Raw genomic sequence first — 12,944 nt, forward strand, 5'->3', positions numbered from 1 at the left:
GACTGGATTCTAACAGAGGATCGGAAAACGTGACAAGGTCAAGGGATAAGACGCGAGCGGGCCAGGCGATTCGAATCAGGACGAAGCGGGTGCGCTGGGGGACAAATCGAACTCTTGAAAAGCCCAGCCGCCCCGATCGTCCTGGACCACCACCTTGACCCGGTACGACCCTTTCAATTCCGGCGGGATCTGCCAGTCGATACGGCCGGTCTTCGGATCGATCGTCATGCCGGGCGGGGCGGTCGTCAGCGCAAACGAAACCGGATCGCCTTCCGGATCGGCAGCTGTGACGGTATAGAGGTAATGCCCCCGTTGGATGGCCGAATGAGGAATCGAGGTGATCTTCGGCGGGCTGTTCGCAATGATCATCGTGGAAGAAAACACTTCTTTGCCCTCTCCGCTGTCGTCGCGCGGGATCACGGAGACCGCAACGGCATCGTCCCTGAGAAACCCGGTCGTCTCAAACATGTTCTCTTCGCCTTCGGAGACGAGTCGATTGTTTTTCCACCATCGGAATCGGAATCGGACCTCATCGTGGTCCGCATCGGTCGCTTCCACCTGGGCTTTCAACACATCTCCGACCTGTATCCGACCGGGCTCGATCGTCACTCGCGACACGACCGGAAGCGTATTGCCAACGATGACCGGCTCGGACCTGTACGGAGCACCTTGCGCCTTGCCGTCGAAGGGAATGACTTCGACGCTGACGCGGTCGCCGCGTTTGAGTTGATCGGGGTTCAACTGATGGCCGGTGGCTCCGGAAAGCAGCTCGCCGTTCACCAGCCATTGATAGCGAAAGGTGAGCGGATCACGGTCCGGATCTTCTCCTTCAACCTGGACTGACACGGGTTCGGACAGGACAGGCGGAATCGGCACGATCCGAGCTGATCGAACGGAAGGCAGGTGGTTGTTCCTTGTGGGAGACGATTCCGCACCGCTCACCTGAGCCGATTCAGGCGAGCAGGCCGCCATGAGCAGAAGGCCGAGTGGTATCGCCAGAAATAGACGATGGGAAACCGATCGCCTTCTGCTTGTCATAGGCTTCCAGCCACACGATGGTCCGCTCCGGCGAACAACCGCACAGAAGCGGACCATTGTGTGCGGCTACCGCCACAGAGCAAACGATCAATCTCTCTGATTAATCCACGAGACATACCGGCTCCACGAGGGCAATGCCGGCTTCGTACAGGGCTGTGCGATCGCGCCGGTGCTCGACTGCACAAAGCCGATCACGCCGCCTTGACAGCCGGACCCGCTCGGCCCTCCGCCTGTGCCTCCGCTACCCTGGGTGCCAATCTGGACGGCCATTTGCGAGGCTAGACCGGTCCCCAACGCCATCGACCGGTTGACCGTCTTGTTGCTTCCAGCCGCGGTCGTGCCGATCACCGCTTCCTTGTAGGCGCTGCCGGTCAGATAGAAGAGCGCGTACAGGTTGCTTTCTCCCGACGCACTGCAAATGTCGTTATTGGGAATGAAGGAGGGGAAGAACACGATGCCCCCGATAATCGTCGGACTCGCCAGCACGCGTTCGCGCGACGCCGGCAATGTGGTGAACCAGCCGTCTTTGCTTTGGACGAGTCCGATCAAGGAAGTCGTTCCCGCCCCCTCGAACGTGGTGACGCCTGCGACCCCAGTGACTTGATTTGTTCCGCTGCCGCATGTCCCGACGCCGACTACGCAAATCGTGGCGCCGGACACGTTGACCAGATCGTCGTCCAAGCAACTGACGACGCTGGTCTGTGTACAGCCCCCGCCGAGCACCGAGTCCTTGATCCCGAAGAAATATTGGGTGTCGGTGTTGGTCTTGTCCGCCGTACTGTAATACCGGCCGGTCCCGAAGAAGATCCAGACTTTCCCCGTGTCATCCAGTGTGACCGTGGGCGCGGCTACGATCGGGCCGACCAGGGTGCTCCCACCTGTCGGGAAGGTATCAATGACCTCCGTCGGAATCCGATTGCTCCCCGAGGCGATTCCCCATGTGGCAGTCGAGCAGGGGGCACCTGGGCAGGCCCCCATCGTCAACCGATACATTTTCCCGGACCAGATGCTGCGGCCGCTGCTGGCCGGATCGATCGTCCGTCCGACATAGACGGAGTCGGCCCGATAATCCAAATCGCGGTCCAGGGTGATCAAGTCCGCCATGAATGAATACCAAGATCCAATGGGGAGCGTTGTCACCAAGCTGTTGTTTGGTCCCGGCCCGGTCGCCAGATCGACCGCGTAGAGCTTGGCCGCCTGCGCGACGCTGCCATCGTAGCCGGTCACGCCTGACCCGAAGACCACGTACCATTTGGCATTCGTATTATTCGTCTTTGCCTCATTGGAGGGATTCATCCGAACGACCGTCGGATAGCTTGTCGTCAAGCCTTGGTCCGACGACGAGAATGACCAGAGCAACTTGGGCGGCACCTCGGGATTGGTAATGTCCAACACGAAATACGCGCTGTAGAACGTCCGGCTCGTCCCGCCGATATTCACGGTCATGGGAGGCGCGCCCGCCCCCGCACAAGTCCCGCAGCTCCCACCCATCCGGAATCCGCCGATCAGGATCGTCCCCCAGCCATTGGGATGATCCGCATCGGGGGTGAAGATACGCACATCGGTCACCTTGGGTTTGAGATCGACGTAATACACGTGCGTGTAATCCGTCCTGGTGAGCCACTGCAGGTGCGGCAGTAATTGATAGGGGATGAACCCCCACAGCTCTTCGCCGAGCAACTTGCCGCTCGTGTTATCGTTGGGATTGCGGGTAAACCATCCGTGCTCCGTCACCGTCGTCGTGTTGGGATCATCGCCACGATGATAGAACCCGGCATTGAAGGCATGGAGCATGCCGTCATTGGCTCCGACGTACGCCACCTGGCGGCGATTGCGATATTGTTGGAAGAACGCCGTGTAACTCGAGTCGCCGTAGAGCACGTCGAAGCGTTCCTTCGGCGCCGCGACCACCGTCGGCGTGGAATGAATGGGATCGCCCAGCTTCCAGACCTTCAAGCTGCCGTTGACGGTGAGCTGTCGATCCCGGAGACCGACGATTTGGCTCCCTCTGATGAAGTTAACGATGTTGTCGGCCGTGTAGGGAGCAGCCCCCGCCCGCAGGTAGGGGGCGAGCGTCGCCGAATTGGCTGTCGTGAAGTCCATTTGCTCTCCCGGATCCACCGCTCCGTCGTTGTTCAGGTCCACCCACGTAAGCAGCGTCCGATTCGCCGGGTCGGTCAACGCGAGTTGCTTTCCAGCTTCCCAAATTCCTTTCATGTCCCGTAAGGTCACGGTCTCGTAGGGGGTCGTACTGTCGGCCTTGCCGTCACCATTGGCATCGCGGAAACGATCGACAAACACATTCCCAGTGCTCGAGTCGAAACGGGTCTGCACGATGCTGTCGTTCTGGTAAATGAGCCGCGCATCGCCGTCGGTGTCTTCCCGGAGATTCCCGAACGTGTCGAGGAACAGTCCCTGGGTATAGCCGGTCCATTTGATGTCCCTAAACCCCTCGAAGATGAGGGGATAGAAATACGACTGATAGAGCGATCCGTCACCAGTCGAAGACGTCGCGAGCACCGAGACCGCGGTTCCCGAGGCGCTTCGTTGCAGGATGCTGGTAATCGCGGCCATGAGCTTTTCGCGCAGATCGTTGGCGTTCGCCGACTCAAAATACGTGTCCGGCAAGCCGTCCGGCCCCTCCGCCCCGGTGTAGTTGTTGTACCGATCCCATTCTTCCGTGAGATCAGGGGCGTTATTCCCATTGCGGTCTTCGAAACCGCCGAGTTTCGCCGTCGTCTGAAGAATTTCCCGTCCGATCGGCTGGCCGAACGCGTAGAAGCTGTAGATGATCAAATTTTGGTTGCCCGCCAAATTCTTCCCGGACTCGTTGATCACCGGAAGCGTGGCTTGTCGCAGATCCGTAGTGTGTGCGTAATATGCCACATCGTCCAGATAATGGGACCCGTTGTTCGCATAATTCGTCTTGTGCGGCGTACAGGGATCCGTGATGACGGCGCTCGTACAATGAGCGCCGTGATAGGTGTGCCCGTAGTCCTGCAAGGCCGACGGAACATTCAAATCCTGGGTCGGCTCACCATCCGTGAAGATGATGACAAAACTCTTGCAGCAGGTGACATACTGCGACGTGCCCGCCCACTTGGGCTGGGTGAAGTAATAGGGATCGCGGTTGGTGACGTTGTATGAATAGTCGGAATTGGTATAGGCAGGTGGAACCTGCGCGAAATACCGCGTGGCCTCGTAGAGCGACTCGGCCAGCGGCGTCCAGGTGGAGGGCGTCGTCGCTTCGATCGCGGTGATGAGATCCTGAATATTGCTGGATCCGACATCGGAAAGCACCTTGCCGCCGTCGCCGGCTCCTTTGAACTGCATCAGGCCGAACCGGGCCTTATTGCCAACCTCCTGGAGAACACCCGTCGCGTTCTCGAAATGGTCGATCCGGATCGTCCAGGGCCCTGACTCGGCATACGCATCGCCGTCACCGCAACTTGAACCACTTGGTTGCGTCGGATCGTCGTCCAGGCAAAAACTGCCTTTGAGGGTCCCGCTGCTCCCCATCATATGAAAATAGACCGTGCCGCCGACCGCAGGTAGATACGTGGAAGGGATTCTCCCGTTGGCATCAGCCCGCGAGACCGACGTAGTTTGATCCCGGCAACAAGCCCCGTTGTCGAAATTTTGTTGTCCGATCAACTGCCGGCATCCGCCTTGGGCGTCCCGTCCGCCGACCGAACAGGTCCCGCCCATCATGACCCACTTGACGATATCGATCCGGCGCATGGTGCCGTAGTTCAGCAAGTTGCCGGACCACAAGTACGGAGAGTTCGTGCAGGTTCCCGGCGTCGCGGGATTAGCCGCCGGATCAGGAATGAATTTGTTGCTGCTATAGTTGTAGCACTCCAATGGATCGTACAGACCGTAATAGGTCTGGGCCGGATTAAACGCGGCGTCCTCGTACGCCGCTTCGTTCATGCTGCCCGAATTGTCCATCAGCAACAAGACGTTCGGCGGCACCGCATCGGTGATGAACGGCGGCGAGGCGGTATAGTCGGCCATGTTCTGGGCCTTGACGGCCACCGGCCACATCACAGCCCCTGCCAGCACCAGCGAGAGCATGATTCCGGTTCTGCTCGACTGTGTCATGGTATGCCGTTTCATCGTCTGGCCTCCGCGTGTTGCATGGATCGGCATCGATTCCACTTGCGTCCAATCCCGTGATCCGTGAATCATCGTCGGGTCATTTGGGAAGGACGATCATGATCTGATCGATCTGCCCTTCTTTCAGGTGATACTGAACCTGCACCCCGGGCAACAATTCACGTTCGTCCCTCAGCCTCCCCTCATCGTCCTTGATGATCACTTGAGGCTTGAGGGTAAAGTTCGTGTTGTTGATTTGCAGCGTCGTTCCGCTTTTCGCCGATGTCACCAGCCCGGACTGGAAGTTGCTTACGGACGCGGTTGGCTGCCCTGTTTGCGCCTCAACCGCTGCTCGTGCCATTTTCGGTAAGCCGCCGATGAGCAAGGCCACGACCGCTAAGGAGAAAACGAACCGCTGGCGCCGTGCTCTCATTCGCGTGTCCATGGTCGACTCCTATAGTTGTTTCTGACAGCTTTCGCCCGTCATCGTGCAGGCGTAGATCGCGGTGATTCGGCTGCTCGCGCCTGTGGCGGCGTTTCTCGCCACGCAGTTCACACGGTAGAGAATGTCGACGCCGCCCGCCGAGGACCCTCCAGCCGTTCCTTCGTATCCGCCGAACATTTGCATGCCGGAGCCTGCTTTCGCTTTGGCATACAACCGGTCGATGTCGCCGTTCACGGTGTAGGCTCCGACCGTCTGCACCAGGTTCGGCACGGCCCCTGTTCCGTCGGCCACATCGGGATTGTTGTCCGATTGCCCCAGGATCTCTTGATTGAGCACGGTGGCATTGGTCTGCGGCACAGGGCCGGCCGGGGTCGCATTGCTCAAGAACGTCGCCGGCAACGAACCCTGGTCGATGGTCTGTTGGATAATGTTCACCGCCGTCCCCAAACATGATTCGGCCGCGCTGGATGCCGCTTCGCTTGTTCGCGCGAGTCCCGCAATCCGGTTCTCCAGTCCGCTGACCGTCACCGCCGCGACTCCGATGACCGTCAGGATCAGCAGCAGCAGCATGACCGTCAGGAAGGCCACGCCTCGCTGGTTTCCGGTAAACCCGCGCTCGGTTTTGGTCATCTCCCGACGGTCTCCGTCCGCCGCCCATTTGTTCAGAGCCCCAAGTTCCTCGTCTGCACGGTCCGCGTCAGCACCCGCCGGCGGAACTGCGGATACGTGACGGGATCATACGCGGCATCGGCGGCGTGGTTGTGGTCGCTGATGACCAATGGCACGGCGGTTGCCGTCATCGCCGTCCGGCCCTCGCCGAACCCCCGATCGGCCACGGTCTGTCGAGCCACCACGTTGACCTGGACGAGTCGGATTTTGTCCGGAGTCAACGGTGCCAAGGTCCAAGCGCTGTTGGTGATGAAATCCGCTTGGTCAAACGTGTTGGATGCGTTCTGGTCATCGACGACTCCGTCCGCCACTCCACCGTTCACCGTCGCATTACAGCCGTCACACGCGTATGCGAATTGGATATCTTCAATGCCATCCGTGATGGGCGCGCAAAGACTGTTCACGACATCACAGTTGAGCGCAGCCGTGACGCCGCGCACCAGGCAGGGCGCGTTTCCGCCGCAGAGCGCGTTGTTATCGGGAGAGCGTATCACTTGGTACGTGACGCACTGCAGCAGATAAACCGGGGTTCCCGCGAGAAACGTCGCCGGTGGAGCGATCGCGTTCGAGAGCGTTAACGTATCGCCGCTGATCGTGGCGACGGTCGCCGTGACTGCGCCATTGATCGAAATTTGCGCGGCGGTCGGTTGCGCCGGATTGAGACCGACCGCCACCATCTCGGCCACGGCACCGGCTTGGAGCGTGATTTGGTTGAAGCCGGGCCCGACGGCGCTGGCGAGCGTCCACAGCGGCGGCGTCGAACTGGTCGTCGGAACGACCAGCGAAATGGAATCCGGACCGGCATCGGCCCCGCCGGGATTGTTGTCCGCAGGGACGATGGCCGCAGGCGATCCGGCCAGCGCGCACGCCCCTACTTGATTGACCATGCCGAACCCGGCCAGCTTGATATCGCGCGAAAGCAATTCCATCGCCACCCGCACATTCTGTTGCGTATCCACGGTTTGATCGTTAGCGCGAACGGCTTTGTTGGTCGTGTTGAGCGCCGTAAAACCCGCCGCGACCACCACGAGCGTGACAAAGATGCCCGCCATGAGCTCGACGAGCGTCACGCCGCGCTCCTCTCCGTAGACCCGGCTTCGATTCGTTCCGGTGGTTTTCATTCCGGCGACACCACCGTCGTGAGCGTGACGACCTTGTTTCGCATCACGCTCGTCTCCCCTCGCACAGAACCGCTCCACGTGATCGTCACCGTCACCGAGTTCTGATTCAGCGGCGGTGTGGTCGGCCCTATCGCCGCCACGGTGACGCGCCCCTGCACCCCGGCCAGGCCGGAGGAATTCAGCAACGCCTGCCACTGGGCATAGTCGCCGCGAGCCATGGGCTGACTCGTCGGCGGTTGCGTCGCGGCGTTCAAGGTGTCGATGTTGTTGTACGCAAGAACGTTTCGTCGATTGAACTGAATCCGTTCCAGCATGTCGGCTGCGAGGTTCGTGACTCTCGTCAACTCATTGGCATCGACGTTGCGTCCGAACGAGATGGCCTGCATCCCCGAGAGCGCTAAAAGGCCGGCGCCCAGAACCACGGCCGCGATCATGCCTTCGATCAACGTAAAACCCGACTGCGCTGAACGCGTTGCGTGCATGGCGTTCTCGTCTTCAGGGACAGGTCGGGCTTGCGCACCAGGTCGCTTTCCCGCCCGGGGTGATCTTGATCGAATAGGTCAATCCCTGAGTGTTCGTCACCGTCAGCGTTTGGTTCCCTGCTCCGCCGCCGGATCGCAGGCCAAGCGAGTTAAACTGCACTGGTCCTCCCGCGACGTTGGTCACGTGGACCATCATCGCCTGCGTCGGCAACACCTGCGCACCTGACACATCCGTTGTCGTCACTGTGACTTTTCCCCCGACGGCGCTCACCGTCACAGTGACCGCCATATTTCTGTTCATGGCCGCCAACCTGGCGAGTGCTAGTTGAGTGTTGATCTCGGTGACCGCTTGTCGTAGCTGGTAACGCGCATTCCATTGTGTATAACTCGGAACCGCCAACGCCGCGCCGATCCCGATAATCGTGATGACGGTCATCATTTCCAGAAATGTAAATCCCCGTTCTCCGGGTATGTCGACATGGCCAGATTTCGGCAAACCGGCAGACATAGCGCGACAAAGGTGAGCAAGTGCCGTGCCCTCAGATTGAGAAGAGAGTGATCTTCCAACTGGTTGATTTCACGTTGTTACCCCTCATTTGGTGGAGTACAAATTCGCACTTCGCCGGTCTTTCTTTATGACAATTTTCGTCATGAACTGACCGGCCGCGCCCACTCAACAGGCCGCGAACAGCTTGCCGCATCGGACCATTTTCAGCTTCCGGCTAACAAGTAGCCGGGCACGGCCCCGTTACACCAGTGGGCACAAGAGCATTCGGCCCTCAGCGGAGGCGATCGGGCAGGAGGTGGGCGAGATGGCGGGCATGTGGAGGAGGCGTTCCCCAGTCGCTTACCGGCAGGTTGACGGCCTGTCTGCTATTTCAGCGCGACGGCCCTGACCTGTTTGAGCGTCGTCACGCCTTTGAGCACTTTTTCGATTCCGTCCTGGACCAGCGTCGTCATCCCCTCCTTCATCGCAACGGCCAGCATCTCTGAAGTTCTCGCTCTGGATTGGATGAGCTGTTTCATATCTTCCGAGGCACGCAGCAATTCATGCAGCGGCACGCGTCCCCTAAATCCGGTTCCGTTACAGGCGTCGCAGCCCCGCCCGCGATACAACCGAAATTCGTCGGTGTACTCAATACCGAGCTTCGGCCAATGGTTCGCGCCATACGCGTGGACCAGTTCGTCATATTCGTGTCTTGTCGGATGGTAGGCTTCCCGGCACCCACGACAAATGCGTTTACACAATCTGGTGGCCAGCACCCCCAGCATGGCGTCGGCGAAGTTGAAGGGGTCACAGCCCAGATCCAACAAGCGGGTCACGGTCTCCACCGCGCTGTTGGTGTGAAGCGTGCTGAATACCAGATGGCCTGTTAGCGACGCCTCGATCGCGATGTCGGCGGTTTCCTTGTCGCGCATTTCTCCGATCATGATCACATCCGGGTCGGCCCGCAAAAACGCCCGCATTGCCGTCGCAAAGGTGAAGCCGATCTTGGGCTGGACCTGAACTTGCCGCAGCCCTTCCTGGGTGATTTCAATCGGATCCTCGGCCGTCCAAATCTTTCGCTCGTCGGTATTGATGTAACCCAGAATCGCATGCAACGTCGTGGTCTTGCCGGAACCCGTCGGTCCGACACACAGGACGATCCCATAGGGCTTCTCCGCCAATTCTTTGATGGTCGTGAGCGTCCGTGAAGCGAAATCCATGGCGTCCAAGGGCATCGGTCCTTTGGCGGTCAGGAGCCGTATCACCACGTCTTCGTTGGAACCGGCCGTAGGGAGGGTCGCCACCCGCAGTTCGATTTGCCGCTCTTTATTGAGCTTGAACCGAATTTTCCCGTCCTGCGGCTTCCGGCGTTCGGCGATGTCGAGATTGGCCATGATCTTGATGCGGGACACGACCGCCCGCCGGTAGGCGGGCGGGATCTTCATATAGGTGAAACAGGTTCCATCCACGCGGAACCGCACCGCCGTTTCCTTGTGATCGGAATACGGCTCAATGTGAATGTCGGACGCACCCCGACGGTCGGCTTCGGCGATGATCTGGTTCGTCAGCCGGACGATTGCGCTGTCGTTTTCATCGATGACCGTGCTGCCCGCCTCCTCGCACTGCTCCAACTGCGCCTCGCTGATGAGTTCGCCAAGAATATCGCTGATGGAACCGGTCGCTACACGGCCTACGGCGGTCAGAAGAAACTGCTCGATGTCCCGCTTGAGCCCGACCGTGAAGCGGACAGCCAACCCGGGAAAGGCGCGTTTGATGTCCGAGCCCTTGTCGATATCGTGCGGATTGTCAATCACGACCTCCAGCAGGTTATTGTCCCGTCTCAACGGAATCCAATGGTTCCTCTTGAGATAATCGTGACTCAGGTTCCTCAGCAGCGCGGGATTCACGACCGTCCGGTCATCATAGGGCGTATAGGGACAGCGGTAGTACTCGGCCAACGACCTGCCGAGTTCCATCTTCGGCACATGGTAGGCATCCAGTAAGAGCGATTCCAGGTCGATGGCGCGCCGCTTCGACTCTTCGATCGCCGTATCGAGGTCGGCGGCACTGAGCAGGCCGTTGCGGATCAGATACTCGAACATTCCCCTCTCCACCGCCGGGACGGGCGATGTCCACCTGACTCTCTCTTTCACAGGAGACCGGTCACCGCAGCCCTCTCTCGAACGGACGGTGTCATGACGATTTCCGATTGTCACAACCATATACAGATCACTCCTCATCCCCGAAGCATAGGCATGTCCGCCAGGTTAACGAAACTCATCGATCATCGCGGCACGGACAGACTCGGGCCCCGTCCAACCACCGGGCAAATATGATCAGGCCTGCTTTAAGACTACTGAAGTTGCCACGTTCCGGCTGCCGGATAGACCAACGGGAGTCCCCGCACGAGCCCGCCGCGCAGGTCGTGGTTGTACCAGACTTCGAGTGAGTTCCCTGTCCCGCCGGCTTCTCCGAGCGAACCGGCGGCGAGCACTGCCCCATAGACTCGCGGCCGGCCTTCGAATAATAAGTTGCCGGCGGTATACACGACCCCCTGCAGATGCACTCCGCTCAACTGAACGGGCACCCGCGTCGCCAAGGACGTGAGCCCCTCGCGGGGCGGACTGAGAGCCGGCACCGGCCGCCCCGTTCCGCGCGGCTTCCACGAGAGGTGCGCATTGACCACAAACAGCCCTTCCGCATAGTCCGTTGCAACGGCGATGGTCCCTAAGTTATCCGCACGCGGCGGGAGCCGATCGAGGGTATCGATGAACACAAGCCCGCGATGATCGCCCACGCCACCGGAGGCAAATACCTCGTCCGCAGTCACCCCGCGCCCCGGCTCGACGATACCGTCGGGATAGAGCAGGCTGTCTCGGCCTCTGGCATAGTAACGCCCGTACAACAGCGCAGCGTGTTTGAGGCTCTCGTAGTCCCATTGATCCATCCGTAATCCCGGAACAGGTTCCTGCCACGGATGGATATTCACGGGCAGGGAGACTCCAGTCGCCGGACTCGTGGCGCCGAACGATACAGAGCCGCCAACCCAGATCTCGACCCATCGGTCTTCGCGGCGTGCCATCTCCGAATACGATTGACCCGTGACCGGCGCAAGATCCGTTTTGAGCGGCACCGCATCGATCGTGTTCCACCGGACATCTCCTCCCACTTTTAGATCGCCCCAATGGACCTCGACCGGCGCTGACGCACCTCCGGTGGCTGTGGCGAGAAGCCCGGCTGCCTGGACGGCTGCTCGGACGGCAGGAATGGTGCGTGTCCCCAACTGCACCGACACGGTTCTGGCGAGCCCCGGTGACCCCGGAGAGGCGGCCGCTGCCGTGGCCTCAATCGTGCACAGCAAACCGGGTCGCGTCGGCCTGTACACCTTGAGCTTGAGTACCCGACCAAGCCCTCGCAGCGACCGAAACCATCCGGCTGTCGGCCCGTTTAACAGCTCATCATGGGCGGGCTGCGTCGCGTCGAACAGCACGTCCGGTTTCTCGGCCGTACCCGTAAACTGTGACCGTCCCTGCGCGTCGAAAAACGACGGGCCGCTTCCGGGCAGTTCGAATCGTTTCGCAAGCAGCGCTCCCACCGGTCCCTCCGGCGCAGCACCAGGATCGTGGAACCACGTCATCACCTGATCCACTGCGGCCTCGGCCAGATGCTGAGCCGTTCTCTCCTCCCTGGTCGCGCCGGCCGCCTGAATTTCCAGGCCAGCTAAATTGAGGGATGTCATTCCCAGCACTGCGAGAATCAGCAGGGTCAGAACAGTTCCCAACAAAACCATCCCCCGCTCATTCACGATCCCGGCCCTCTTTTTCCCTGACGCTCGAGCACTTGCCGATCTTCCATTCATTGGCACCTCCCCCTACCCGCGGAGTCCGATTTCCTGAATCACCATCGTTGGCGCGCGACTGACCGCTACTTCTACGCGAATCCGGGCCACGCGGTCCGGCGCGCGGGCGGGCCTCCCCTCTCGATCGAAGTATTTCAGCTCGAAATGCGCGACGTCGCCGATCAGCGTACCGGCGCCGCCGTCCACCATGCGCATGACCCGGGTCACGCCGCGCCCGTCATGGCCCAGGTAGTAACGAACATCGTTGGAGACGGAGACGACGCTACCCGACGGGAAGAACTGTCCCAGCGGCGCGATCAGTGTCAGCCTGGTACGCTGACCGTCCTTGGCCAATCGCCCTTCCGCGCACTGCTCCGCCGCACACACCACAATGCGCTTTCCTTTAGGCCAGTCGGTACCATCACCGACCACGAGCTCTTGCTGACCCGCCATGACCGGCTGCGCTAACGTCGTCACATAGCCACCGAGGTTCGCCGCAAACTCGATTTCCTGGGAGTCAGCTTTCCGCACCGGCCGATCGGCCGGTGAGAAGCCGGATCCAGCCAAACGGAGCTCGCTGGCCATCACCTCCAGCCCCAGGCGAAGATCCTGGTGGCGGGCGATCGTGTCCTGCTGGGTATGAAACCGCCATTGGCAGTGATGGAGCGTTTGCAGAACCGCCGAAAACACGACCGCCCCGGCCGTCATGGCGATCAACAACTCGATCAGCGTCGCGCCTTGCTCATCGCCCAGCGACTTCGCCATC

At 60.3% G+C, this 12,944-nt stretch carries 10 protein-coding genes; all 10 read right to left on the reverse strand.

Features of this window, described 5'->3' with window-relative positions; translation table 11 throughout:
* Positions 1–75: 75 nt before the first annotated feature.
* The 10 genes from ACWHTU_RS17310 to ACWHTU_RS17355 all read right to left on the reverse strand — a co-directional run bounded on the left by ACWHTU_RS17310 (position 76) and on the right by ACWHTU_RS17355 (position 12,943).
* Entirely contained in the window at positions 76–876 is an 801-nt protein-coding gene (locus ACWHTU_RS17310; protein WP_447860657.1) for a putative Ig domain-containing protein, read from the reverse strand.
* 249 nt (positions 877–1,125) lie between these two features.
* Positions 1,126–5,157: a pilus assembly protein gene (locus ACWHTU_RS17315; protein ID WP_447860658.1), complete on the reverse strand. Its 4,032-nt coding sequence runs from the start codon at positions 5,155–5,157 to the stop codon at positions 1,126–1,128.
* A gap of 79 nt (positions 5,158–5,236) precedes the next feature.
* Complete coding sequence (locus ACWHTU_RS17320) at positions 5,237–5,581, reverse strand: hypothetical protein (RefSeq protein WP_447860659.1); 345 nt, start codon at positions 5,579–5,581, stop codon at positions 5,237–5,239.
* A gap of 9 nt (positions 5,582–5,590) precedes the next feature.
* A complete protein-coding gene (locus tag ACWHTU_RS17325) occupies positions 5,591–6,211 on the reverse strand; it encodes a PilX N-terminal domain-containing pilus assembly protein (RefSeq protein ID WP_447860660.1) in 621 nt (206 codons plus the stop codon).
* Positions 6,212–6,243: 32 nt separating this feature from the next.
* Positions 6,244–7,371 (reverse strand): PilW family protein, encoded by a 1,128-nt coding sequence (locus ACWHTU_RS17330; RefSeq protein ID WP_447860661.1) that lies wholly within the window; start codon positions 7,369–7,371, stop codon positions 6,244–6,246.
* Complete coding sequence (locus tag ACWHTU_RS17335) at positions 7,368–7,853, reverse strand: type IV pilus modification PilV family protein (protein WP_447860662.1); 486 nt, start codon at positions 7,851–7,853, stop codon at positions 7,368–7,370. Before ACWHTU_RS17335 ends, ACWHTU_RS17330 begins: the two co-directional genes overlap by 4 nt.
* Before the next feature lie 13 nt (positions 7,854–7,866).
* Complete coding sequence (locus tag ACWHTU_RS17340) at positions 7,867–8,361, reverse strand: GspH/FimT family pseudopilin (RefSeq protein ID WP_447860663.1); 495 nt, start codon at positions 8,359–8,361, stop codon at positions 7,867–7,869.
* 365 nt (positions 8,362–8,726) lie between these two features.
* Complete coding sequence (locus tag ACWHTU_RS17345; RefSeq protein ID WP_447860664.1) at positions 8,727–10,442, reverse strand: GspE/PulE family protein; 1,716 nt, start codon at positions 10,440–10,442, stop codon at positions 8,727–8,729.
* Between the two features lie 251 nt (positions 10,443–10,693).
* Positions 10,694–12,130, reverse strand: a complete 1,437-nt coding sequence (locus ACWHTU_RS17350; protein ID WP_447860665.1) for a hypothetical protein — start codon at positions 12,128–12,130, stop codon at positions 10,694–10,696.
* A gap of 81 nt (positions 12,131–12,211) precedes the next feature.
* The gene (locus ACWHTU_RS17355; protein WP_447860666.1) at positions 12,212–12,943 is read right to left on the reverse strand and encodes a PilW family protein; all 732 of its coding nucleotides are present in this window, start codon (positions 12,941–12,943) and stop codon (positions 12,212–12,214) included.
* Position 12,944: the final 1 nt, after the last annotated feature.

It is taken from the genome of Nitrospira calida, from assembly GCF_976986435.1.

Coding starts and splice junctions, on each gene's coding strand:
- ACWHTU_RS17315 (WP_447860658.1), bottom strand. CDS start 5,157: ATGAAACGGCATACCATGACACAGTCGAGCAGAACCGGAATCATGCTC.
- ACWHTU_RS17340 (WP_447860663.1), bottom strand. CDS start 8,361: ATGTCTGCCGGTTTGCCGAAATCTGGCCATGTCGACATACCCGGAGAA.
- ACWHTU_RS17320 (WP_447860659.1), bottom strand. CDS start 5,581: ATGGACACGCGAATGAGAGCACGGCGCCAGCGGTTCGTTTTCTCCTTA.
- ACWHTU_RS17350 (WP_447860665.1), bottom strand. CDS start 12,130: ATGGTTTTGTTGGGAACTGTTCTGACCCTGCTGATTCTCGCAGTGCTG.
- ACWHTU_RS17325 (WP_447860660.1), bottom strand. CDS start 6,211: ATGACCAAAACCGAGCGCGGGTTTACCGGAAACCAGCGAGGCGTGGCC.
- ACWHTU_RS17335 (WP_447860662.1), bottom strand. CDS start 7,853: ATGCACGCAACGCGTTCAGCGCAGTCGGGTTTTACGTTGATCGAAGGC.
- ACWHTU_RS17330 (WP_447860661.1), bottom strand. CDS start 7,371: ATGAAAACCACCGGAACGAATCGAAGCCGGGTCTACGGAGAGGAGCGC.
- ACWHTU_RS17345 (WP_447860664.1), bottom strand. CDS start 10,442: ATGTTCGAGTATCTGATCCGCAACGGCCTGCTCAGTGCCGCCGACCTC.
- ACWHTU_RS17355 (WP_447860666.1), bottom strand. CDS start 12,943: ATGGCGAAGTCGCTGGGCGATGAGCAAGGCGCGACGCTGATCGAGTTG.